The organism is Stenotrophomonas sp. YJH_SMC_32 (assembly GCF_059369975.1).
Map to the genome: position 1 here is coordinate 233893 of NZ_JCAFTE010000001.1, position 24046 is coordinate 257938.

At 65.5% G+C, this 24046-nt stretch carries 20 protein-coding genes and 1 pseudogene; 9 read left to right on the forward strand and 12 right to left on the reverse strand.

The genetic code is table 11. The annotated features are described in order from the left end of the window. Positions 1-391: 391 nt before the first annotated feature. Both AC5P7S_RS01060 and AC5P7S_RS01065 read right to left on the reverse strand, forming a co-directional pair. On the reverse strand, positions 392-2497 hold the full coding sequence (locus tag AC5P7S_RS01060; protein ID WP_095378381.1) for a phosphoglycerol transferase I: 2106 nt from the start codon (positions 2495-2497) through the stop codon (positions 392-394). 245 nt (positions 2498-2742) lie between these two features. Next, a pseudogene (locus AC5P7S_RS01065) lies at positions 2743-4389 on the reverse strand (ABC1 kinase family protein); the annotation flags it as partial. Between the two features lie 207 nt (positions 4390-4596). On the opposite strand from AC5P7S_RS01065, the gene AC5P7S_RS01070 reads away from it, so the two are divergent. Then, a complete protein-coding gene (locus AC5P7S_RS01070) occupies positions 4597-5523 on the forward strand; it encodes a DUF808 domain-containing protein (RefSeq protein ID WP_005419938.1) in 927 nt (308 codons plus the stop codon). A 65-nt stretch (positions 5524-5588) separates the two neighbouring features. Here the strand turns inward: AC5P7S_RS01070 and AC5P7S_RS01075 are convergent, their stop codons facing one another. Next, positions 5589-7127 (reverse strand): GGDEF domain-containing protein, encoded by a 1539-nt coding sequence (locus AC5P7S_RS01075; RefSeq protein ID WP_095378383.1) that lies wholly within the window; start codon positions 7125-7127, stop codon positions 5589-5591. A 105-nt stretch (positions 7128-7232) separates the two neighbouring features. Here AC5P7S_RS01075 and AC5P7S_RS01080 point away from each other — a divergent pair, with 105 nt between their 5' ends. Together AC5P7S_RS01080 and AC5P7S_RS01085 are read left to right on the forward strand one after the other, a co-directional pair. After that, positions 7233-7868 (forward strand): Rossmann-fold NAD(P)-binding domain-containing protein, encoded by a 636-nt coding sequence (locus AC5P7S_RS01080; protein ID WP_095378406.1) that lies wholly within the window; start codon positions 7233-7235, stop codon positions 7866-7868. Beyond that, positions 7868-8575 carry a helix-turn-helix transcriptional regulator gene (locus AC5P7S_RS01085; RefSeq protein WP_070490182.1) on the forward strand — a complete coding sequence of 236 codons (708 nt, stop codon included), beginning with the start codon at positions 7868-7870 and terminating at the stop codon, positions 8573-8575. The genes AC5P7S_RS01080 and AC5P7S_RS01085 overlap by 1 nt, the downstream gene beginning before the upstream one ends. Positions 8576-8630: 55 nt before the next feature. Here the strand turns inward: AC5P7S_RS01085 and AC5P7S_RS01090 are convergent, their stop codons facing one another. Together AC5P7S_RS01090 and AC5P7S_RS01095 are read right to left on the reverse strand one after the other, a co-directional pair. Next, positions 8631-9464 (reverse strand): S1 family peptidase, encoded by an 834-nt coding sequence (locus tag AC5P7S_RS01090; RefSeq protein WP_242441371.1) that lies wholly within the window; start codon positions 9462-9464, stop codon positions 8631-8633. Positions 9465-9466: 2 nt separating this feature from the next. After that, positions 9467-10102: a hypothetical protein gene (locus tag AC5P7S_RS01095; protein WP_229766003.1), complete on the reverse strand. Its 636-nt coding sequence runs from the start codon at positions 10100-10102 to the stop codon at positions 9467-9469. Between the two features lie 339 nt (positions 10103-10441). Between AC5P7S_RS01095 and AC5P7S_RS01100 the strand changes: the two genes are divergently transcribed. Further along, a complete protein-coding gene (locus tag AC5P7S_RS01100) occupies positions 10442-10828 on the forward strand; it encodes a VOC family protein (protein ID WP_053497723.1) in 387 nt (128 codons plus the stop codon). A gap of 36 nt (positions 10829-10864) precedes the next feature. On the opposite strand, the gene AC5P7S_RS01105 is transcribed toward AC5P7S_RS01100, so the two are convergent. The 5 genes from AC5P7S_RS01105 to pdhA form a co-directional block, all read right to left on the reverse strand. Next, on the reverse strand, positions 10865-11629 hold the full coding sequence (locus tag AC5P7S_RS01105) for a hypothetical protein (RefSeq protein ID WP_495213589.1): 765 nt from the start codon (positions 11627-11629) through the stop codon (positions 10865-10867). Between the two features lie 453 nt (positions 11630-12082). After that, entirely contained in the window at positions 12083-13498 is a 1416-nt protein-coding gene (locus AC5P7S_RS01110) for a dihydrolipoamide acetyltransferase family protein (protein ID WP_095378386.1), read from the reverse strand. Further along, positions 13495-13848 (reverse strand): SH3 domain-containing protein, encoded by a 354-nt coding sequence (locus AC5P7S_RS01115; protein ID WP_005411349.1) that lies wholly within the window; start codon positions 13846-13848, stop codon positions 13495-13497. Before AC5P7S_RS01115 ends, AC5P7S_RS01110 begins: the two co-directional genes overlap by 4 nt. A gap of 1 nt (position 13849) precedes the next feature. Continuing rightward, positions 13850-14917, reverse strand: a complete 1068-nt coding sequence (locus tag AC5P7S_RS01120; RefSeq protein ID WP_005419896.1) for an alpha-ketoacid dehydrogenase subunit beta — start codon at positions 14915-14917, stop codon at positions 13850-13852. Further along, entirely contained in the window at positions 14910-15992 is a 1083-nt protein-coding gene (pdhA, locus tag AC5P7S_RS01125; protein WP_095378387.1) for a pyruvate dehydrogenase (acetyl-transferring) E1 component subunit alpha, read from the reverse strand. The genes AC5P7S_RS01120 and pdhA overlap by 8 nt, the downstream gene beginning before the upstream one ends. Positions 15993-16327: 335 nt before the next feature. Here pdhA and AC5P7S_RS01130 point away from each other — a divergent pair, with 335 nt between their 5' ends. The 4 genes from AC5P7S_RS01130 to AC5P7S_RS01145 all read left to right on the forward strand — a co-directional run bounded on the left by AC5P7S_RS01130 (position 16328) and on the right by AC5P7S_RS01145 (position 20810). Further along, positions 16328-17203 carry a tryptophan 2,3-dioxygenase gene (locus AC5P7S_RS01130; protein ID WP_005419892.1) on the forward strand — a complete coding sequence of 292 codons (876 nt, stop codon included), beginning with the start codon at positions 16328-16330 and terminating at the stop codon, positions 17201-17203. Positions 17204-17384: 181 nt separating this feature from the next. Next, positions 17385-18884 (forward strand): peptide MFS transporter, encoded by a 1500-nt coding sequence (locus AC5P7S_RS01135; RefSeq protein ID WP_065178867.1) that lies wholly within the window; start codon positions 17385-17387, stop codon positions 18882-18884. Positions 18885-18903: 19 nt separating this feature from the next. Next, entirely contained in the window at positions 18904-19503 is a 600-nt protein-coding gene (locus AC5P7S_RS01140) for a thioredoxin family protein (protein ID WP_005419888.1), read from the forward strand. Between the two features lie 167 nt (positions 19504-19670). Continuing rightward, complete coding sequence (locus AC5P7S_RS01145; protein ID WP_095378388.1) at positions 19671-20810, forward strand: hypothetical protein; 1140 nt, start codon at positions 19671-19673, stop codon at positions 20808-20810. Positions 20811-20841: 31 nt separating this feature from the next. Here the strand turns inward: AC5P7S_RS01145 and AC5P7S_RS01150 are convergent, their stop codons facing one another. Both AC5P7S_RS01150 and AC5P7S_RS01155 read right to left on the reverse strand, forming a co-directional pair. Next, a complete protein-coding gene (locus AC5P7S_RS01150) occupies positions 20842-21897 on the reverse strand; it encodes a PDDEXK nuclease domain-containing protein (RefSeq protein WP_095378389.1) in 1056 nt (351 codons plus the stop codon). Positions 21898-22276: 379 nt separating this feature from the next. Beyond that, the gene (locus tag AC5P7S_RS01155) at positions 22277-22768 is read right to left on the reverse strand and encodes a MarR family winged helix-turn-helix transcriptional regulator (RefSeq protein WP_005419884.1); all 492 of its coding nucleotides are present in this window, start codon (positions 22766-22768) and stop codon (positions 22277-22279) included. Between the two features lie 129 nt (positions 22769-22897). On the opposite strand from AC5P7S_RS01155, the gene hppD reads away from it, so the two are divergent. Beyond that, positions 22898-24010 carry a 4-hydroxyphenylpyruvate dioxygenase gene (gene hppD / locus AC5P7S_RS01160; protein ID WP_170944944.1) on the forward strand — a complete coding sequence of 371 codons (1113 nt, stop codon included), beginning with the start codon at positions 22898-22900 and terminating at the stop codon, positions 24008-24010. The last annotated feature ends 36 nt before the right edge of the window (positions 24011-24046 follow it).

Sequence of the window (24046 nt, forward strand, 5' to 3'; positions counted from 1 at the left end):
ATCCATGCCGCGGACACTCCCGCAACCGGACCCACCCCGCCTTCGACAGTTTTCCGCGATCTTTTGGAATTGCTTTTGGGGTCAGATCCGTTTTCCGGAGGAAAACGGATCTGACCCCATTTTGATTTTCGATAACTGACAGAGTGTGTCGACCAAGGTCGACACCCACCAACAGCACACGGAATCTGTCAAAGGTGGGGCGGTGTGGGTTGGCAGGACCGTTGGCGCCATGGATGGCGCCATCGAGCCCCCATGGACGGGTTTACGGCGTGTCCTGCCAACCCACACCGCCCCGCCATCCCACGGAATGCCAGCTGTTGCTGTTGCTTCTGAGGTTGCCGGCCAGCGGCCGGCACTACCACGGGTGCAGGGCGCAGCCCTGCAAATAGCCCTACCCCCGCGGTCGGCTGCGCGAGGGCACCAGTGCGAACGTATCCACCGCCAGCTTCTCGGCGTGGTTCAACCACGCGCGGATCTCCAGATCGTCCACTTCGTGATCCAACCCGAACGACACGTTGATCTTGCCGTTGGCATCGGGCTGTACCCACTGCTGGGCCAGTACCACCTTGCGCTGCGAGGACACCGCTTCGATCCAGAAACCGCGGTCCGGGCGCGTGCTCGCCACAAGTTGCAGCATGTACTGGCCGGCACGCGTACGGCGTCCCTTCTGGGTGATCATGTGTGCCTGGCGCACGCTCGGGCGCGGGCCCTGGAGCGTATCCAGCGGTGCATCCACCGCGATGCCACCGCGCAGGTCGTTGTCGCGGTACAGCTTGAAGCCGTTGTCGCGGTTGACGAGCAGGGCGCACCAGTCACCATCGGCCGAGCCGTCCTCGAACGCGGTGCAACGGTCGACGTAGGCCAGGGTGTTGTCCGGGTTGGCATCATCGAACTGGCGCGAGGTGTTTTCCAGGTACACCGACTTCAAGCCCCACTCCTTGTCGTATTCCAGCAGCACCGGCGGCTGCACGTGCTGCAGGCCAACGACCACCTGGTCATCGCCATCGATCTTCAGTTCGCGGGTCGGCTGGCCCAGCCACAGCGAACGGGCGAAGGCCAGGTACTGCGGGTAGTCGCGGCCATCATCGCGCCGCGCGGCCACGCTGGCACTGGGCGCGCGCTGCGGGTCGATCAGCGAGCGGCCAAAGCCCATCGTCTTCAGGTTCGGGTCCAGCAGGCTGAGCAGGGTCGCACCGGAATCCAGGGTGGTGCCAGCGTCGGCACTGAGCTGCTGCGGGGCAATGCCGTCGCCGAGGAACAGCAGCAGGTTCTCGCGCTCCTGCTTGGCCAGCACGTGGCTGAGGTCGTTGGGCATCGCCAGGTGGTCGGAGGCGATCACGATCAGCGTGTCCTTCCCATACGGGCTGGCCTGGATACGCTCGACCAGCTGTGAGATCAGGCGGTCGCTGCACTTGAGTGCATTGAGCAGGCCGATGTTGCCGTACCCGCTGCGGTAGCGCTCGCCCTTGCACGACACCGGCAGGTGGCCCGCCGGGTGGTGGGTGTCCATGGTCAGCGTGGTCAGCATGAACGGTGAACCGGCGCGCGAGAGCTGCTCGAAGCGCTGGTAGGCGGTGTCCAGCAGCACGTCGTCGTGCACGCCCCAGGCCGAGTAGTGGATGCGGCCGATCTTCTTCTGCTGCTTGAACCATGCCAGGTCATGCACTTCGTCAAAGCCATGGCTGGCCAGGAACTGGCCCTTGCCGGCGAACTGGCCGTTGGCGCCGCCCAGGTAATGGTTGGTGTAGCCCTGCTGCTTCAGGTAGTCGCCCAGGCACACCGCCTTGGGCAGGAAACTGCCCATGCGGTCCATGCTGTTCTCGTCGCCCTGCGAGGTGGTCAGCGGCACGCCACACATTGACGACACCAGGCCGGCGATGGTCCAACCGCTGCCTTCGGCCGAGGCCAGGCCACGTACGTCCAGCGACTCGGATGCCAGGCGGTTGAGGTTGGGCATCAGGCCGGGAAACACGGCCTCGTCCAGATAGGTGCGTTCCAGGCTCTCGCCGTAGATCCATACGATGTTGCGCGGGCGCTGCAACGGCTGCGTCGGCACCTGGTACTCGGGGGCGATGCGGGCGAAATCGACCGGGCGCAGCTGCTGGTAGAGGCGTTGGCCGTCACGGGCCAGCGGACTGATCAGGATCGTGGCCACCCACACGGTCGCGAAACCGGCGAACAGCGCACCACCGTGGCCGGGCCGGCGCCAGCGCTTCACCCGCGTGGCAAACAGCGGCAGCAGCGAGACCAGCGCCAGCACGATGAAGCCGGCGATGTAGCCCTTGAAGTCGGAGACACCAGCGCCTTCCATGTCGGCGCCGAGGTGATAAAGCGTGGCGGCGTTGAGCCCATCCCCGGACAGCTTGTCGATCAGCCACCACGCGCTGAGCATCAGCAGTAGCAGCGAGAATGCACCGGCCTTCCACCACACCCACTTGTCGGACGCGAGGAACAGCCAGCACAGCAGCAACAACGACAGCAGCAGTATCCAGAGCATAGGCAGCTTCGGCAGTGACGGGGTGGTGGTGATGGACGTCGTACCGACGCGTGTCCATCCGACCGGCGCTGCTGCAAGCACATCCACATGACAGGCCGATGACCCGATAGTGCATGCACGAACCTGACTGAAATGTTTGTTGGAATGACGCGCGCGCGATCACGCCGCGAAGGTAAAACGAGCGTGAAAGGCTTCGTTGGATTGCATTAAAAACCGCATGAATACGCGGCTTTTTCGCCAATGCATCAGCGGTGCCCGCGTTCCTCGCGTGCCCGCGCGCGGCGATCGAACAGCAATGCACTGGTGACGATGCCCAGTCCCAGCACCACGCCGATCAGCAGCAGTATCAGTGCGATCAGGGGATAGCCGAACAGGTGCCAGCCGGTGTCGATCTTCATCATCATTGCCGCAGCCATGATCAACGCGGCGCTGATGATGCCGGCCGCCACGCGGTTGGCGATCTTCTGCAGGTTCTCCATCAACCGCGATTCTTCCAGCCCGGTCACCTTCATCTGCAGGCGGTTCTCGGCCAGCAGCGCCATGATGTCCGACAGCTTGCGCGGCCCATCGCGCAGCAGCTGCTGCAGCTCCATCGCCTCGCTGGCGATGTTGGCCGCCGACAGGGATTTCTTCAGGCGCGCGCGCATCACGTGCTGCAGCTGGCGCTCGACGATGCGGCGCGTGTCCAGCTCCGGTGCCAGCAGCCGGCACACGGTTTCCAGGTTGAGCAGGGCCTTGCCCAGCAGGCTCAGTTCCGGCGGCGTGCGCAGGCCGCAGGCGGTGGCGATGCGCACCATGTCCAGCACCACGCGGCCTTCGGAGAAGCTGCCACTGGCGGCGTAGCGCGCGATCAGCTGGCCGGTCTCGCGCAGGTAGCGCTCTTCGTCGAAGGCCTCCAGCCGCGTGCTGATGCTGATCAGATCGTCGGCCACTTCTTCGCCGCGGCCATCGACGGCGGCGAACAGGATCTTCAGCAGCCGCTCGCGCAGGCGCGGCGGCATGTGCGCGACCATGCCCAGGTCGAAGATCGCCAGCCGGCCATCGGGCATCACCCGCAGGTTGCCCGGGTGCGGGTCGGCATGGATCTCGCCATGCACGAAGATCTGGTCCAGGTAGCCGCGGATCAGCGCCGCTGCCAGCGGATCCATGTCCTGCTCGGTGCGGCGCACGCCAGAGATCGCATCCACGCGCACGCCGGTGGCGAGCTCCATGGTCAGCACGCGCTGGCTGCTGTAGTCCCAGATCGGCTGCGGTACCCACAGGCGGCGGAAGGGCCGCAGATGCCGTCCGAAGCGTGCCAGGTTCTCGGCCTCGGCGTGGTAGTCCAGCTCCTGCATCAGGGTCTTTGCGAACTCGTTGAGCCAGTCGCGCAGGCGCACGCGGCGGCCCACCTGGGTCAGGTGATCGGCGGCCAGCGCAAAGCTGCGCAGCGCCTCCAGATCCGAGCGCAGCTGCGCGGCCACCTCGGGCTTCTGCACTTTCACCGCCACCTGGCGGCCATCGTGCAGTACCGCGCGATGTACCTGCGCGATCGACGCACAACCCAACGGCTCGGGATCGAACGAGGCAAACAGCTTGCTAACCCCCACGCCCAGCTCCTGCTCGATGATGGCGTGGATGCGCTCGACCGGGATCGGCGCCACCTTCTCTTGCATGCGCTCCAGGGCGGTGGCGAACTCCACCGGCACCATGTCCGGGCGGGTGGACAGCATCTGGCCCAGCTTGACGAAGGTCGGCCCCAGGGCCTCCAGGTCACTGACGAACTGTTCCGGGTTGCCATCGGCGGGCACGTCGGCCTGGTTGCTGGCGGCGTCCAGGTTCATGCCGGAGAACACGCCCGAATGGCGGTAGCGCATCAGCAGGCGCAGGATCTGGCTGCGCCGGTTCATGCCTTTGACCAGCGGGGGATTGCCATTGGCGGTGGGCGGATTGCTCAAGCGGAACTCCCATGCGGCAAGGACGGTAGTGCCGGCCGCTGGCCGGCAATGTCCGGATTCGGCAGTGTCGCCGGGGGAAGGTGGGCATGCGGTGAACCCCGCAGCTATCGCAGAGACCGGCGGATCGGTCAGAATCGGCGCATTCCCTCTCTTGGACGCCCCATGGCCGGTGCCAGCCTGTTCGCCCTGCTCGACGATATCGCCTCCCTGCTCGACGATGTCTCGGTGCTGACCAAGGTCGCCGCGAAGAAGACCGCCGGTGTGCTGGGCGACGACCTGGCGCTGAACGCGCAGCAGGTGACCGGGGTCAACGCCAACCGCGAGCTGCCAGTGGTGTGGGCGGTGGCCAAGGGCTCGCTGGTCAACAAGGTGATCCTGGTGCCGGCGGCCCTGGCGATCAGTGCGTTGGAAGCCTGGCTGCGCAGCCGCGGCTGGAACGTGCCGCTGATCGTGCCGCTGATGATGATCGGCGGTGCCTTCCTGTGCTTCGAAGGCGTGGAGAAGCTGGCGCACCGCTTCCTGCATTCCTCCGACGACGATGCCGAGCGCCAGGCCGAACGCCGCAAGGCGCTGGCTGACGCGCAGGTGGACATGGTCGCGTGGGAGAAGGACAAGGTGAAGGGCGCCATCCGCACCGACTTCATCCTTTCGGCCGAGATCATCGTGCTCACCCTGGGCGTGGTCGCCACTGCGTCGTTCACCAACCAGATCCTCACGCTGAGCGTGGTCGCGCTGGCGATGACCGTGTTCGTCTACGGACTGGTGGCGGGCATCGTCAAGCTCGATGACGTTGGGCTGTACCTTTCGCGCAAGGGCGGTGCCATTGCCGCCTTCGGTCGCGGGCTGGTGGCGTCGGCGCCGTGGCTGATGAAGTTCCTGTCGGTGGCCGGCACCATCGCCATGTTCCTGGTCGGCGGCGGCATCCTGGTGCACAACGTGCCGGCCCTGCACCACGCGGTGCAGGCGCTGGGCGGCGAAGGGCAGTGGGGCTGGCTGGTGAGCGCGGTGGGCAACATGGTGGTCGGCATCATCGCCGGCGCCATCGTGCTGGCGGCGGTGACCGGGTTGCAGAAGCTGCGCGGTAAATAAGCCCGTAGACCCTCGGGGTCAGATCCCTTTTCCCGTTGGAAAAGGGATCTGACCCCATTCCACGATCACCCCGCCTGCACCCGGTTCTTGCCCTGCCGCTTGGCCGCATACAGCGCGTCATCGGCGCGCCGCAGCAGGGTCTCGGTATCGTCGCCGGGCTGCCATTGCGCCAGCCCGGCGCTGAAATGTACCGGCACGCGTCGGTCCTGCACGGTCAGCACGCGGTGCGCCAGTGAACGTTGCAGGCGCTGCACGGTGGCCATGCTGTCGGCGCCCTGGGTTTCCGGCAGCACCAGCACGAACTCGTCGCCGCCCAGCCGTGCGATACCGTCGGTGGCGCGCAGCAGCAGCTTGCACACGGCCACCAGGTGCTGCAGCAGCGCATCGCCACCGGCATGCCCATGCGCGTCATTGGTCTGGTGGAAATCATCCAGGTCGATCACGGCCACGCCCAGGGGTGAGTTGTTGCGTGCGGCGCGGGCCAGCTCGCGCTCCAGCAGTTCGTCCAGGCCACGGCGGTTCAGCGCCTGGGTCAGTGGATCGATGCGTGCCAGGTCACCAGCGGCGCGCAGTTCCTGCTCCAGCTCGGCAATGCGCTGCTCTGCGCGCTCCACTTCCTGCCGCGCATTGGCCAGATGATCGCGGGCCTGCGCGGCCTGCTGCTGCACCTTGCCGGTGTCGCGCATCACCTCCTGCAGCAGCTGGTTGAGGTCGGCGATGCTGCGCGCCTCACGCAGCTGCAGCGCGTAGCTGCCGATGCGGTCGTGGTACTCACCGGTGCTGGTGGCCATGCCATCCATGCGCTCGATGAACTCGCCCATCAACCCGCGCATCGCCGCCTTCGAATCGTCGATGCCCTGGCGCAGCAGTCCCTGCTTGTAGATCACTTCGCGCAGTTCGGCCCGGGTGCGCTCAACCGCTTCCGCTTCCAACGGACCGTCCAGCAACTGGCGTACCGCCGCGATCTGGCCCTGCAGCCAGCTGCGGTCATCCAGCAGCTCGCTGACGTTCTCCAGCAGCAGCGCGAACAGCTCCAGCAGCAGCGCCTGCTGCTCCTGCCAGCTTTCGGCACGCACGCCGACCTGGTGGCCAAGTTCGCGCACGCCCTGTTCGATGGGTTCCAGGGCTGTGCCCGGCTGCCATTGGCGCAGGCGCAGGGCCAGCGCCTGCGCTTGCTCGCGCAGGTCCGGGTCATGCTGCAGCAGGGCCACCACCGCACCGCCCAGCAGCAGCCGCAGCTGCTCGGACAGGCGCAGGCTTTCCGGCTGCCCGTCCGGCGAATGCTGCTCGATGGTGCGGATGTACTTGTCGATCAGCTGCCGCATCGCGCGCCCATAGCGCGGCCAATCGGCGCTGGCCTGTGCGGACTGCAGGCGGTCGCCCATGTCGCCCAGTTCGCCGGGCAGGGTGGCCATGCCGTTGGCGAACGCCGCCAGCAGCGGTTCCGGCGCATCGGCGCCTGCGAACAGCTGCTGCAGCGCCACGCCACCGCCGCCCTGCAGCACTACGCGGTCACCCCGCCCATCGTCCACCACCGCGCGCACGCGTGCCGGCGGCCCAAGGGCGGTACCGGGGGCAGGGCGGTGGTCGGGCTGGTCCGTCATGGAGCGAATCCTGGGGCTGGCAGGGACTGGTTCCAGCATATCGGCGCGGCCGCCGAGGGCTTGAACGGCTAGGATGGGCGACAGGATGCCGCAGTGGAGGTGGTGATGCGCGTGATGTTGCTGGGGGCGACCGGCCTGGTCGGCGGGCTGACCCTGCGCAGGCTGCTGGACGACCCGCGCTGCAGCGCCGTGGTTGCCCCGACCCGCCGCCCGCTGGCGTTGACTCACGGGAAGCTGGAGAACCCGGTGCTGGCATTCGACGCGTTGCCCACTTCGCCAGAATGGGCGCGCGTTGACGCGGTCATCTGCGCGCTGGGCAGCACCATCGCCCAGGCCGGCAGCCGCGAGGCCTTTCATCGCATCGACCATGACTACCCGCTGGCGTTCGCCCGCCTGGCACAGGCACAGGGTGCGCAGGCCTACGTGCTGAATTCCGCCGCCGGCGCCAACCCGCAGTCGTCGATCTTCTACAGCCGGGTGAAGGGCGAGCTGGAGCGTGACCTGCGCGCGCTGGGATTCAACTCGTTGACCCTGGTCCGCCCAGGGCTGATCGGGGGCGAGCGCAACGAGGTGCGTCGCGGCGAACGCCTGGCACTGACGGTGCTGGGTGCTTTGGGGCCGGTGTTGCCGCGTGCGTGGCGGATCAATCCGGCCACAGAGATTGCCAGGGCGCTGGTCGAGGCTGCGTTGGCCCCGCAGCCGGGCGAGCACGTGGTGGCGTCGAGCACGCTGGTCGGCTGATGTCGCGAGCGCTGCGCCTGACCCAGCTGCTGCAGCTGCTGCGCCGTCATCGACGGCCGGTGGCCGGGCAGGCGCTGGCCGAAGCGCTGGGCATCAGCCTGCGCACGCTGTACCGCGATATCGAAACGCTGCGCGAGCAGGGCGCCGACCTGCGTGGTGAGGCCGGCGTCGGCTACCAGCTGGCGCCGAGCGATACCCTACCGCCGATGACCCTGCCGCCCGCCGAGATCGATGCACTGGTGCTTGGCCTGCGCTGGGTTGCGGCCCGCACCGAGCCGGCGCTGGCTGAGGCCGCGCGTGATGCTTTGGCGCGTATCGCGCATGTGCTGCCCGCAGCACGCCGGGAAGCCTTGCGTGATAGCGGCCTGCGCGTTGGCCCTTCGCGCGCTGCGGCCAAGGTACCTGCTGCACGCCTGCAGGCTGTGCGCGAAGCGGTGAGCGCGCAACAACGCCTGCAGTTCGGCTACCAGGATGCGCAGGGCCAACGTACCGAGCGCATTGTCTGGCCGTTCGCGCTGGGCTACTTCGATGAAGTGCCGATGCTGGCGGCGTGGTGCGAAGGCCGCGAGGACTTCCGCCATTTCCGCCTGGACCGCATCCGCCAGGTGCGCGTGCTGGAGGATCGCTACCTCGTGCCGCGCGCCACGCTGCTGCGGCGCTGGCAGAAGGCGCAGGGCATCGCGCCGGACTGGTTGGACCGCTCGTAACCACATCGAGGAATGGCGCTGTGCGTCAACGCGGTGGGCTTACACAGCTGGTGGGCTATGTGCCGGGGGAGGCCGGGGGGGTACAGGTAATCGTCGACTCTATGGCCTGGGTTACGAGGCCCGACGCATCTTCCAAGAATGTCCTGACTCTCGAAACTTGAGGTTCACCAGGTTTACTTGGTGTACAACCCCAAGTGAAGGTGATGGGGGATGGGATGTTCCTGTCGACTTTGGCGCGGCCACCGCTGCAGATCCATCCGGCAGGACAAGTCAAGATCTCGAGGTTGATACATACCGGAAACCTCGGATACCCACTGAAGTTCATCGTGGCAGTAACACTGGCGCCTGTTCCAGACACGTTCGGAACGCTGTCCAGCTGAAATGGCTTCGTCAAGGTAGCCACGCCCAGGGTGGACATCCTCTCTATGGGCATGAAGAAAAGGTCATTCGCCCAAGGAGAGCCGTCGTTTCCCCTGCCATGAACAAGGCCGTAGGCCGAGTTGCCGGCATAGACGGGGCCACCACTATCGCCGCCTTTGTTCATCACGGTTCCATCAAGGCTGACGACTTGGACGTAGGTGCCGGCTTCCCCATTCCAGTTGGCTGCGAACTCTGCGTCTTTGATGGATCCGCATGTGCGACCGGTCGTTACGCCGAACTTGCAGACCGTTGTGCCTGGTGTCATGTCGGCAAGTGATGCCTCATCGGTTATCGTCAGTTTTTCCCCATCGACAATGATTTCGTTCGACTGGGAGAAGATGACGCCGCCACGCTGCTGTGCACCCCACTGAACGTCGTAAGATCCTTTGTTGCGTTCACTCTTGAACAGAATGCGAGCGGTTGGATTGCGCTGATAATTGTCATTGTCACAGTGACCGGCAGTGGCCAAGCCTAGTTCGCGAGTTGCAGTTTCGACCACGTTGAAGCCGGCTGTGCAGAGCTGCTGCTGGTAGCCTCCAGTCGCCGCCCGCCCGCTACGGTGTTTGTTGGCTCTATGAAACCTGTGGTCTCTTTTATGTGGATGAAGTCGGCGACAGAGAGAAGTTTGGAAAGTCTGGCGCGTACGGCATCGGGATCACGTACATATACCTCTACGATAGAGATCTTCGTGTTTACCGTGGCTGCAAACTCAATGCCGGCCTTGACGAGCTGATCGGACACCTCCTCTTGGGTGGCGCGGAGAAGCTCGAGAGAACGTGGCGCGGTTTCTGCGACGTAGAGGCGGTCCTTGGTGTAAGCAGAAAGTTGGCGTGAGGCATCGCCGGTGAACCTCACCACGATCCTGAATTCAGGGGAGTGCTCGATGTAAAGGCCGGCGAACGTCTCCGGCTTCTCCCTCTGAAGCCGTGCGCTGAGTTTACCTGCGGCCCGTTCCGCATCCATTCGTTGCGCGGCTTCGAACGTGCCTATGTGCATGGTTTCCGCGTAGTGCTGTATTGCTACATCCTTGGGGGCGTCGTCCGCAAGGGCGGGAGAGGCGGTGAGGATGGCTGCCAACAACGGGAGATAACTGCGTATTGTGGTCATGAACTTTCCTTTTCATGTGTATTACGTGAAGTGGCGTTCCATCTGCATTTGACTCTAAATAACTTCTGTCTGTTGCAACTGGTAACTGCGTCTCCCTTTGATTGGTCCGAGCGAAGGTTCATCGCCGACGACAGCTCCCATCATGACTTGGCTTTGCGATATATCGCGAGATCACAGCGGGTCGCCTGTTTTTGCATCCGATGGCGGAAGTGCCCGAAATACGCGAGATGTTCGAACGACGATCGGCTCTACCCGATCGATTTCATCCGCTTGATCTACTGACAGAGTATGTCAGCAGGCGTGTTCCACCATGAACGCTCCCAACAACGGAGGTTCCCCATGTTCATACCCAGCACCCTGCTGCAGTACGTGCGCGACGTCGCCACCAGCGCCACGTTCTACAGCGGCATTCTCGGCAAACCACCGGTCGAGCAGTCGCCCGGCTTTGCCCTGTTCCTGCTCGGCGATGGCGCCGCACTCGGCCTGTGGCAGCGCGATGACGTGCAGCCGCCGGTGTCCGCGCAGGCCGGCGCCGCGGAACTGGCGATGGTGGTGGCCAACCCGGAGGCTGTGCAGCAGATGCACGATGCGTGGCGCGCACTCGGCGTGCAGATCCTGCAGGCGCCGGTGACGCTGGAGTTCGGCCACACCTTCGTCGGTGCCGATCCGGATGGGCACCGCCTGCGCGTGTACAGCCGCGCCGAGGGCTTGGTCGCGCGCGATTGATTCAGGGAGGGAGCCGGTATGTTCCGGCTCCTGGACCTAGCCATGCTTCTGTGCGGCTTCGATGACGATTGAAAATGTCTCGTCGTCTTCCGAATTCCATGCAATGGCCAGCTGGGCCAGTTCTCCGACCACATCGCGCTCGGGGTTGCACCGCCTGAGCTCCTTGATGAACTGCCGGACCTGACGTGGCGTCAATTCACAACCTGGATAATTGAAGAGATTGAGCGCGGCATCTGAAGAGACGTCCAAGAGGTCAGGCGCGAGGATGGAGTAGGCTTTGATGTAGCGGGAGAACGGAATATCCGACAGGAAGTTCTCAGCTGAGCTCATGATCGACGCATCATGTGGCGGGTTCCGAAGGAACTCCCTCATGACCGCCAGGATGACTTCTACTGACGCTGGTTTCGTCAGAGTCCTGTAGAAGTGGTCGGCGTATGCACAGCAAGCTTCGTGAGTGACCGCAGCATCCGATAGCGTTGCCAGCGTTGAGATCCAGACGTCAGCATCCAGCGGCGTAGCCGGTTTGGCATGTCCTTGTTGATCAGCATTGGGGATGACCGCGCGGACGATTGGCTCGCCGTTGCGCCATGACCGCAGGCGGGCGTCGATAATTGCGTACACCTGCTCCTGTTTGTCCCACATGGCGTCCGGAGAAGGCATGGCGTCTTCGGGGAACAACGAGAAGAAGTCCGAAAAGTAGGGAGCGGCCATGCAGAAGTAGCGAACGGTGAACTCCAGCAATTCCGGGTCGAACGCAGCGCCGGGGATTTCGTCCTGGAAGGCGCCTTCGATGCATGCCAAGGCATCTGCTGGCGAGGGGGCGGCTGCCACCGTAGAGCCGACCGATGCGTCAAGGAAAGCGTGATTTCGGGCGAGCCAGCGCAGGAAGATGATGCCAAGGACCCAGTTCGTGTCTGACGGATCCTCATCCCTCGTCAACCGTAGGAAGAATGGAGAGGCGCGGAAAAATCATTGCCCGCCTTCATGAATTCTTCGAGTGTGGGTGGTGTCTCAATCACGGAAGTTCGACGTCTGCAGAGAGGTTCAATGCTATTGAGCTGCTCTTGGGAATCCATGCAACTATTCTCAAAATGCTCCGTTGGGCTTTCAACCGACGGTCGGATAGCCCAGTAGATCCCCGCCATGCGTGGATGGAGCGCGACGGAGCGGGCACAAAAAAACGCCGGGCTGTGCCCGGCGTTTTTCCAGTTCATGTGCCAACCAACGGTTGGCACCTACCGGTCAGGTGGCCGATCAGCTGGCCAGCGCCAGGTCGTCCATCATCGCGCGCAGGAAGCGGGCGGCTTCACCACCCGTAGCCGCGCGGTGGTCGAAGGTGACCGACAGCGGGATTACCTTGTGCGCTTCCACGCCGCCCATCACCGGGGTCATCTGGTGGCGGGCACGGCCGGCACCGACGATGGCCACGCACGGCGGCACCACGACCGGGGTCGCGTAGCGGCCGGCGAACATGCCGAAGTTGGACAGCGAGATGGTGTAGCCGCTCAGTTCCGAGGCGGCGATCGAACGCGATTCCACCTGCTCGCGCAGGCGATTGACGCCTTCGCGGATGCCGCGTGCATCGAGCATGTCGGCATTGCGCAGGGCCGGCACGAACAGGCCGTCGTCGGTGTCCACGGCGATGCCGATGTCCACCTGGGCGTGCAGGGTGCGGGTCAGCGCTTCACCGTCGAACCAGGCGTTCATGGCCGGCACCTTCTGTGCGGCAACGACGATGGCGCGAACCAGGCGGGCGGTGACGTCGTTGCCCGGCAGCCAGGCGTGGATGTCGGCGTCGTCGTTCAGCGTGGTCGGCACGACCTTGCTGTGCGCGTCGGCCATGACGCGGGCCATGTTGCGGCGCACGCCCTTCAGCGGTTCCGGCTGGCCCTTGGCGACCACGCCCGGCGGCTGGGTGCGCATCGGCTTGCCGGCGGCGGACAGCGGAGTGCGGGCTTCGCTCTGCACCGGGGCAGGTACCTGCCCCGGGGCCGGCGCGGCATACGCGGCGGCAACCGGTGCCGGGGCGGCGCCGAGTTTGGCGGTGCCGTTGGCGGCGGCCTGCTTGACGTCGGCCATGGTCACCGCGCCATCGGTGCCGGTAGCGGCCACGCGGCTCAGGTCCACGCCCAGCTTGCGCGCCATCGCACGCACGGCCGGCACGGCCTTGACGCCACCGACGGCCAGCGCCTGCTCGGCGTGCACGGCATTGGAGCTCTGCATCGCGCCGACCACGGTACCGGCGTCATCGCGCTCGGCTGCGGCGGGCTTGGCGTCCTCGGCGGCAACCGGAGCGGCCGCAGCCGGCAGCGGCGGCGGGGTCGGTGCGGCAGCCGGCGCCGCCGGTGCGGCAGCCGGCGCCGCCGGTGCGGCGTGACCATGGCTGTGGCCGGTGTCCTGGCCATCGGCGCGCTGCGGCAGGTTCGGGTCCAGTTCGAAGCTGGCCAGCACCGAACCGGTCGGGATGATGTCGCCGGCAGCGCCGGACAGCTTCAGCACCTTGCCGGAGAACGGCGAGGGCACTTCCACCACGGCCTTGGCGGTCTCCATCGACACCAGCGGCTCGTCCAGCTTGATCACATCGCCTTCCTTGACGAACCACTCGACGATGGTCGCGTCCGGCAGGCCTTCGCCCAGGTCGGGCAGGTTGAAGTTCTTGGTCTGGCTCATTTGCAGTTCTCTTCCAGCAGTTCCAGTTCGCGGGCCGGCAGCCAACCCGTCGCGCCATTGGCGCGCTCGGACCACCACCACCCGCCGTGTTCGTGATGAAGCTTCACCATCTCGCCGCTTTCCACATCCAGCTCGCGGGCGTCGTAGTCGCACAGGGCTTCGGCGCGACCCTCGTCCAGCAGCTGCAACCAGGCGATGGGCGCCCATCCAGCGCGCCCATCGTTGGTGCGTACCCAGGCAAACGCCGGCCATTCCTCGTCACGTACACCTACTTCGACGATCTGGCCGGTGTGGAACCGAAGCGGGTTGGGATACTGGCTGCGGTAAGCCCCCAGAAGGCGGGCCCGCATGTCAGCCGGCCGCCACCGCGCGCTTGGCCGCCGCCACGATCCGCTCAACGCTCGGCAGGTACTTCATTTCCAGGCGGAACAGCGGAATGTGGGTGTCGTAGCCAGTGACGCGCTCGACCGGGGCCAGCAGGTCGTAGATCGATTCCTCGGCCAGGCGCGCGGCGATCTCGGCGCCGAAGCCCGCGGTCTTCGGGGCCTCCTGCACGATCACGCAGCGGCCGGTCTTGGCCACCGATTCGGCGATGGTGGCGAAGTCCAGCGGGCGCAGCGTGGCCACGTCGATGACTTCGGCACTGATGCCTTCCCCGGCCAGCTTGTCGGCCGCTTCCAGGGCTTCCTTCACCTGCGCGCCCCAGGTCACCAGGGTCACGTCGGTGCCGTCGCGCAGCACGAAGCAGACGTCCAGCGGCAAGGCTTCGCCGTCGTTGACGACCACTTCCTTGTACTGGCGGTAGATGCGCTTGGGCTCCATGTAGATCACCGGATCCGGCTCGCGGATCGCGGCCAGCAGGAGGCCGTAGGCACGCTGCGGCGACGACGGCAGCACCACGCGCAGGCCCGGCACGTTGGTGAAGATCGCCTCGTTGGCTTCGCTGTGGTGTTCCGGCGCGCGGATGCCACCGCCCCACGGCACGCGCAGCACCATCGGGCAGTGCAGGCGGCCACGCGTGCGGTAACGCAGGCGTGCGGCGTGGCAGACGATGTGGTCGACCATCGGGTACATGAAGCCATCGAACTGGGCTTCGGCCACCGGCTTCATGCCTTGTGCGGCCAGGCCGATGGTCAGGCCGGCGATGGTGGTTTCGTCCAGCGGGGTGTCGAGGATGCGGTCCGAGCCGAAGCGCTGCTGCAGGCCGGCAGTGGCGCGGAACACGCCGCCGTTGACGCCCACGTCCTCGCCCAGCACCAGCACCGACGGATCGTGTTCCAGCTCCCAGGCCAGCGCCTGGGTGATGGCTTCGATGAGGGTGATCGGGGTGGTGGTCATGCTGTCATCTCCGCGCGCGACTGCAGCGCTGTCGGCGGCGTTGGTGTGCGCGCCGGGCGCGCCGTTCTTGATCTCATCCATGGCGCTTCTCCAGGGCGATCGCCTGGGCACGCTGGGCCAGCAGGTCCGGCGGCGGATCGGCATACAGGAAGTCGAACATCGCCTCGACCGGCTGCACCGGCGTGTTGAGGTACAGGTTCACTTCCTCGTCCACGCGCGCGCCGCACTCGGCGGTCCAGGCGGCTTCTTCTTCCTCGCTCCACACCCCGGCGTTGATCAGGTACTTGCGCAGGCGCAGCATCGGCTCGCGCTGCCAGGCATCCTTCACTTCGGCATCGTCGCGGTAGCGGCGCGCGTCATCAGCGGTGGTGTGGTCGGACAGGCGGTAGGTCATCAGTTCCAGCACGGTGCCACCGTCGCCGGCCAGCGCACGTTCGCGCGCCTGTTCCATTGCCGCCAGCACCGCGATCAGGTCGTTGCCGTCCACCTGCAGGCAGTGCAGGCCGCCCGCCAGGCCCTTCTGCGCCAGCGTTTCGGCACCGGTCTGGGCCGAACGCGGCACCGAGATGGCCCAGCCGTTGTTGACGATGCACAGGATCAGCGGCAGCTTGTAGGCGCCGGCCGAGTTCAGTGCCGCGTAGAAGTCGGTCTTGGAGCTGCCACCGTCGCCGCACACGGCCACGGCGATCTGCGGTTCCTTGTTGAGCTTGAACTTCAGCGCGGCACCTGCCGCATGCAGGCACTGGGTGGAAATCGGCACGCAGAACGGGAAGTCCTTGGCCGCGTTGCCGCCGTAATCGTTGCCGCGTTCGTCGCCGCCCCAGTACATCAGCACGTCGTGCGGGCGCACGCCACGCATGAACATCGCGCCATACTCGCGGTACGAAGGCGCGAACACGTCTTCCTTCTGCATCGCCGCGCCGATACCCACGTGCGCGGCTTCATGGCCCAGGCAGGCGGCGTAGGTGCCGAGCTTGCCGGTGCGCTGCAGCGCGATGGATTTGCTGTCGAACGTGCGTACGAACAGCATCTGCTTGAACAGCGGTACCAGGACCTTGGGGTCGCGCAGCGACACGGGCAGGTCGTCACGGACGAGCGTGCCGTCCGTGTTCAGGTACTGCAGGTATTCGATCTTGAATTCAGCGGCAACCGTCATTGCGTACTGCACCTTCGACAGAGAAGTTACAAATGATATGAATCGCCATGTTAAGGAACGCGTACGGAATAGCCTTCCTGCGCCGCAACACGGAGATTCCCCGTTTTACCCCTGCCGGCGGGTGGGGGGCCAATAACAACAACGTATTCAGTCGTTGCTGCAAAGCATCAGAATACGCCTCTGGCTGACTGCCGGTACAACGGCGCGGACGGTTCCACGCGCAGGCCGGTGGTCGGCCGATGCTCCACGGCCAGCCGCACGCCCCGGTATGGACCGGGCGGCTGCCAGCGCGGCGGCAACGCGCTACCCTTGCCGCCCCCGATCTGGTCCCGCCCATGTCCGTCGACAACAACCAACGCGATCTCGAAGCCGGCATCCACACCGACCTGCAGGGACGCCTGACCTACGGCGGCTACCTGCGGCTGGACCAGCTGCTCAGCGCGCAGCAGCCGCTGTCCAGCCCGCCGCACCATGACGAGATGCTCTTCATCATCCAGCACCAGACCTCGGAGCTGTGGCTGAAGCTGCTGGGCCATGAGCTGCGTGCCGCAATCGGCTTCCTGCAGCGCGATGAAGTCTGGCAGTGCCGCAAGGTGCTGGCGCGCAGCAAGCAGGTGCTGCGCCAGCTGACCGAGCAATGGTCGGTGCTGGAAACGCTGACCCCGTCCGAGTACATGGGCTTCCGCGACGTGCTGGGCCCGTCGTCGGGCTTCCAGTCGCTGCAGTACCGCTACATCGAGTTCCTGCTGGGCAACAAGAACGCGCAGATGCTGCAGGTGTTCGAGCATGACCCGGCCGGGCAGGCGCAGCTGCGCACCGTGCTGGAGGCGCCCAGCCTGTACGAGGAATTCCTGAAGTACCTGGCCCGCTTCGGCCATGCCGTGCCGGCGGTCTACGAGGCCCACGACTGGACCCAGCCACACGTGGCCGACGACGCATTGCAGCCGGTCTTCGAGCGCATCTACCAGGACACCGACCGCTACTGGCGCGAGTATGCGCTGTGCGAGGACCTGGTGGACCTGGAGACGGCTTTCCAGCTGTGGCGATTCCGACACATGCGCACCGTGATGCGGGTGATCGGCTTCAAGCGTGGCACCGGCGGTTCGTCCGGCGTGGGCTTCCTGGCCAAGGCGCTGGAACTGACCTTCTTCCCCGAGCTGTTCCAGGTGCGCACCAGCCTGCAGGCCGCGCCCCCGGCAGCGCTGGGCTGATCCCCATTCAGCTTGGTTCCCGGCCCGCGGCTGGATCGTTTCAGATGCAAGTTCAGGGAGCAGGCTGCCACCTGCCTCAAACGGCGTGTATTTGACGTGAACGCCAGAAGTCGGTGATCCTCGCGCGTTGCTCCAACTGCACAGCGGACGTGCTCGTCATCCACCGAACCAGGAAATCCGCATGAGCGTAAACGCCACTGCGAACACCCCAGAGCCGGCACTGCCGGACTTCAAGACCACGCTGGGCCACCCGCGCCCGTTGTGGATGCTGTTCATGACCGAGTTCTGGGAACGCTTTGCGTTCTACGGCATCCGCTGGGCGTTGGTGCTCTACATCGTTGCCCAGTTCTACAACGGCAGCGCTGCCGGTGAAGGCGACGCCAGCCGCATCTATGGCGCCTACCTGGCCCTGGTGTACGCCGCGGCCATCTTCGGCGGCTACGTGGCCGACCGGGTACTGGGCTACCAGCGCTCGATCCTGACCGGCGCGATCATCATGGCCGCCGGCCTGTTCATGATCTCGCTTCCGCAGGAGCACATCTTCAAGCTCGGCCTGGCCACGATCATCGTCGGCAACGGTCTGTTCAAGCCCAACATCTCGACCATGGTCGGCAAGCTGTACGGCCTGAAGGACGAGCGCCGCGATTCGGGCTTCACCATCTTCTACATGGGCATCAACATCGGCGCGATGATCGCCCCGGTGCTGACCGAGTACCTGGCCCGCAAGGTGTTCGGTACCGATGCGATGCCGTCCTACAAGGTCGTGTTCATCGCCTCGGGCGTGGGCATGCTGATCTCGCTGGTGTGGTTCTACATCGGTCGTGCCGGCCTGAAGGGCATCGGCGCACCGCCGGCCGGCGCGGAAGGTTTCGGCCGCATCATCATGGTGCTGGCCGGTGCCGTGGTCGCTATCCCGGTCGCGTACTTCCTGCTGGCCACCGGCGCCACCGCGCTGGCCTGGATCCTGGGCGCGATGTTCACCGCGCTGGCCATCCTGCTGCTGGTCGAGGGCATCCGCGAAGGCAAGGTGCAGCGCGACCGCGTGATCGCCATGCTGATCATCTTCGCCTTCAACGTGATGTTCTGGATGTTCTTCGAGCAGGCCGGCAGCTCGTTCACCTTCCTGGCCGAGAACATCGTCAACCGCCAGTTCGGCAGCTGGACCTTCCCGACCGCGTGGTTCCAGTCGGTCAACTCGGTGGCGATCATCACCCTGGCCCCGGTCATCGCCTGGATCTGGGTGGCGATGGGCCGCGCCAATCCGTCCATCCCGCGCAAGTTCGGCCTGGGCCTGCTGTTCAACGGCGCCGCCTTCGCGCTGCTGATGTTCGCCCTGTCGCAGATGGTGGTGGACGGCAAGATCCCGTTCTGGACCCTGTTCATGGTCTACGTCATCCAGTCGGTGGGTGAGCTGTGCCTGTCGCCTATCGGCCTGTCGATGGTGACCAAGCTGGCCCCGGTGCGCTTGGTCGGCTTCGGCATGGGCGGCTGGTTCCTGTCCACCGGCATCGGCAACAACCTGTCGGGCATCTTCGCTGGTGTGGTCAGTGGTGAAGGCGGCATGACGGTCGAGTCGGCCCTGAAGGGGTATACCTTCGGGTTCTGGGCCCTGATCGGCTCCGGCGTGGTGCTGTTCCTGATCGCCCCGCTGATCAACAAGCTGATGCACGGCGTCAAGTAATGAAGCGAGGGTAGAAGGCATGCGCAGCAAGCTCGGTGGTGCAATGGTGGTGGTCTGTGCGGCGCTGATCGGCGCCTGTTCCCAACCGCAACCGCCTGCCACCGCCGAGCCCACGCAGCCCCTGGATACCCGGCCCACCGAGCCACCGGTCGCTGACCCCAGCGAACCGGTGGCCTCGGGCAACACCCCGGTGGCGGCGGACATTGCCGCCATCGCCGGGCTCGGCGCGCAGTTCGACCCGGCCCGCGACCCCGCCGATGACCTGGCCACCGCCAAGGTGGAAGCCCAGCGCGGCAAGAAGCGCATCCTGCTCGAGATCGGCAACGCCGCCTGCGATCGCTGCCGGGCGCTGGACGAAATGGTCGAGGGCAACGGCGACCTGCGCCGCTTCCGCGACGCCCACTACGTGTGGGTGAAGGTCAACGCCAGCGATGAACAGCCCAACACCGCCTTCTTCGCCCAGTTCCCGGTGATGGAGCGCGACTACCCGCACCTGCTGGTACTGGACGCCGATGGCAGCCTGCTGGTCTCGCAGGCCACCGGCGAACTGCGCAGGGGCGAAGCCTTCCAGCCTGCGCGGGTGAGCGCGTTCCTCAAGCAGTGGGCACCTGACCGGTAGTGCCGGCCGCTGGCCGGCACTGATGCCGGGTCGCATCCACGCATGGCGTGGCTCTACTGCGCGCGCCGTCACACTCCCTGAATCGGCATCTCAACTTCCCAACGCGCTCGCCGTTACCGGCAAGGACCTCAGTCGACATCCTGTCGATGCTACCTACCGGAACGCCCATGCACAGCGACCACGCCGAACGATTGCCCGAACCTGCCAGCCACCTGGCCGAGGGTGGGGCAGGCGAAGGCGTGACCCTGCCGGCGCAGGAAACCCTGTTGGACGACGCCGGCACCGGCGAGGAAACCGTCGAACTGGCACCACCACGCCACCGCCTGCCGCAGATCGCGCTGCCCGACAACGTGGTGCTGAAGGGCGCGGTGCAGAATCTGGTCGAGCAGAAGGCGCGGCTTGATGCGCTGGCGGCCGAGGGCCAGCTGGCCGGGCTGCTGCCGCCGGAATGGCAGGGCCATGGCGCGCGCGCGATCGAGCTGTCCACCTTCATCCAGGCCGTGCTGCCGTTCCTGCAGACCGGGGAGCGTGGCGAAACTGCGCCTGCCCGCCTGCCGGTGCGGCACGTGCTGGGGGATGACAGCCGATGGGGCCTGGAGGATGTCGCCGAGCCGAAGTCGTTGGCGTGGTACCTGGCCAGTGATGAGCGCGCCACTGCGGGCAGCAAGGACGTGGCGGAGGCGTACCTGGTGGGTGCGCTGGGCCTGGCGTGGATGCAGGAAGGGCGCAGCCGCCCGGGCTTCCTGCGTGCGATGGGCCAGGACAGCCTGGCGGCGCGGGTGACCATGCTGGGTTATCCGCCCGCCAACGAACTGGCGCTGTACAACGTCACCGCGCATGGACAGCCGCAGATCTGGTGCGTGCATGGCCGCCGCCGCATGCGCCCGCTGGTGGCGCCGTGGCTGAGCGTGCCGCTGCTGACCGCTTACGGCGTGCCGGCCCCGGTGGCGTGGCCGTCCAGCTTCCCACCGGTGGAGGCCGTGGCCGAACTGCTGGCGACCGTCCGCCCGGGGCGCGCGCTGCCGGAAGTGGATCTGGGCAAGGTAGTGGCGAAGATCGCCGAGGATGCCGCGTCCGACGCCTGGCAACCGGTCAGCCTGCTGCAGCTCAATACATGGTCACCGCGCTGGCATTTCTTCCTGGGCACCTTCGTCGGCCTGCCGTCGCTGCTGCTGGTGGCTGCGGCGCTGGCGCTGCCCGGGGCCGTCGAAGCCGCCACGGTTGCCGCCTCGCTGGGCTTCGCCGGCGGCGCCATCGCAGCACTGGCCGTGCCGTGGATCCACGCACGGCGCAAGCACCTGAGCTGAGGCGCGGGCGCCATCCACGCACGGCGCGGATCTACAGGGGGCTGGGTGCCGCAGTCTGCAGCTGTTGCCGGGCCCGCTCCATGGCGGTCTGCAATCTTTGCTCGAGGACCTCCCGAGAGGGCAGGGTGGTCAGGTATTCCGCAACATGGATGCCTGAGCGGTCCAGCTCCAGCAATTCGATCTGGCCGGCCTTCTTCCCTGTGCAGAGGATGATGCCCAACGGCGCCTGCTCGCCGTCCTCACGTTCGTAGCGGTCCAGCCATCGAAGATAGAGTTCCATCTGCCCTTTGTAGGCGGGCTTGAACTCGCCGATCTTCGGCTCGATGGCGATCAGCCTGCGCAGACGCCGGTTGTAGAACAGCAGGTCCAGGTGGAAGTCATCACCATCGATCTGGATGCGCTTCTGGCGGGCGACGAAACTGAAACCCGTGCCAAGTTCGAGCAGGAAGCCCTGCATCTCGCGAAGGATCGCGCTTTCAAGGTCCTGCTCATCCCAGCTGTCCTTCAGGCCAAGAAAATCCAGTACGTAGGGATCACGCAGTACCAGCCCCGGAGACAGCTGCTGGTTGCCGCGCAGTGCTGCCAACTCTTCGGCGATGGTCTGCTCGGGTTGACTGGAAAGCGCCGTGCGCTCGTACAGCATCGAATCGATGCGTTGGCGCAATGTGCGCACGCTCCAGCCCTCGGTGGCGGCCATCTGCGCATAGAAGTCGCGCTTGAGCGGATCCGCCAGTGGGATCAGCGCGATGAAGTGAGTCCAGCTCAATTGTCGTATCAGCGATACGACAATCTGCTCATCTGCAAATGCGGTGGAGAACTGCACCATCCTGCGCAAGCTCTTCTCACCGAAGGAGGTACCGAACTCGGCGGACAGCGCCTTGGCTATCCGTGGGAAGAGGACCTCTCCGTAGCGCGCACGTTGCCCAGCCATCTGGTCCACATGGATGCGACGCCCGATTCGCCAGTACAGCAGGGTCAGTTCGGCGTTGATGGTTCTGTGCATCCTGCTGCGCGCGGAACAGATCAGCGCTCTGAGATCGGCCAGCAATTCCTGGCCATGCGGCAGCGTTGAACGCGAGTCATCCATGAGGGAGCCCGTCCGATGTGGATCCATGGCCGGGCTGGCACCCGTTGAACGCTTACCGTCAGGCCGTACACACGGACAGTCCAATAGGAGAACTCACTGGATCAGCCTGTTTCGATACACCAGCCTCGCGGAAACGGGCCGTATCGGGCCAATGCGGAAATGCCGCCGGGCGAGGGCGACACTTCAGGACGGGTTCCGCGGGAAGTGAATGTGTCCGATGGCCTTGTTTGTGGCCGGCCCACAGCCCGCCAAAGAGCGGGTCCCGTCAGATCAAAGGTGGCGGACGACAATCGCTCAGCCGCTGTTCCGCTACCGGCCAAGGTCGGCACCCGCGACTTGGGGCCCAAAACGACTTAATCCCCTCCGTCCCCTTTTTCTTTCAGACCCCTTCGCCCATCCGCTCCAGGCCTTCGCCGGCCAGGCGCAGGATCAGCTTTTCCAGCACCTGCTCTTCCTCCTCGCTCAGCACCGACATCAGCTTGCGGGTGATCTCGATCACCATCGGCGCGATGGTCTCGTACACCTCGAAACCGGCGGCCGACAGCGCCAGTACCGAGCGGCGGCGGTCGTCGCCATGCGTCTCGCGCTTGATGAAGCCGCGCTCCAGCAGGCGGGCCACGGCGCGGCTGACCGCCACCTTGTCCATCGCCGTGCGGTCGGAGACCTCGCTGGCCGAGGAGCCCGGGTACAGCGCCAGGATGGTGATCACCCGCCACTCGGGGATCGCCAGACCGTAACGATCGCCGTACAGCTTGGCGATGTTGCCGCTGACCCGGTTTGACAGCACGCTCAGCCGATACGGCAGGAACTGTTCCAGGTCGAGCAGGACGTGCGAGGCACGCAGGCGGGTCGAGGCGGGATCGGGGCTCATGTTGCGGTGCACCTTGCTGGTGGTTTCAAGTGTAACTATAAGGGGTAGGTCCAGACCCTGCATTCTCGCCGGGTCCCTACCTGCCCGCACCTGGTTTGTACCGATGCGGTACCGATTCGGAGCCACGCCATGAATACCGCAGTCCCGACCGCCTCGCACCCCAACCCCGGCATGCAGGTCACCACCTTCGAGAACCCGATGGGCATCGACGGTTTCGAGTTCGTCGAATTCGCCGCCCCGGCCGGCCGCGGCCAGGAGCTGCACGAGTACTTCCGGAAGATGGGCTTCAGCGCGGTGCTCAAGCACAAGCAGCGTCCGATTACCGTCTATCGCCAGGGCGACGTCAACTTCCTGGTCAACGAAGACCCCGATTCGTTCGCTTCGGACTTCGCCGAAAAGCACGGCCCCTGCGCCTGCGGCTTCGCCATCCGCTTCAAGAAGCCGGGCCAGGAGGTCTACCAGGCCGCGCTGGGCAACGGCGCCGAAGCCATCGCCTTCAAGCCGGACAGCAAGGCGGTCAGCGCGCCGGTCATCAAGGGCATCGGCGACTGCATGCTGTACCTGGTCGACCGCTACGGCGCGGCCGGCAGCGTCTACGACGGCGACTACGAGCCGATCGCCGGTGCCGACCTGCACCCGGTGGGCTTCGGCCTGACCTTCATCGACCACCTGACCCACAACCTGTACTTCGGCAACATGCAGCAGTGGTCGGACTACTACGAGCGCCTGTTCAACTTCCGCGAGATCCGCTACTTCGACATCAAGGGCCTGAAGACCGGCCTGGTGTCCAAGGCGATGACCGCGCCGGACGGCATCGTGCGCATCCCGCTGAACGAATCGTCCGATCCGAAGAGCCAGATCAACGAGTACCTGGACGCGTACAAGGGCGAGGGCATCCAGCATATCGCCTGCTTCACCGAGAACATCTATGAGACCGTTGAAGCGATGCGCGCGCAGGGCGTGGACTTCCTCGACACGCCGGAGACCTACTTCGACGTGATCGACCAGCGCGTGCCGAACCACGGTGAAGACGTACCGCGCCTGGCCAAGAACAAGATCCTGATCGATGCCGATCCGGAAACCCACCAGCGCAAGCTGCTGCAGATCTTCACCCAGAACTGCATCGGCCCGATCTTCTTCGAGATCATCCAGCGCAAGGGCAACGAGGGCTTCGGCGAAGGCAACTTCACCGCGCTGTTCGAGAGCATCGAGCGCGACCAGATCCGCCGCGGCGTGCTGTAAGGTCTGCAGGCAATGTCGGCTTCCGGTCGACATTGC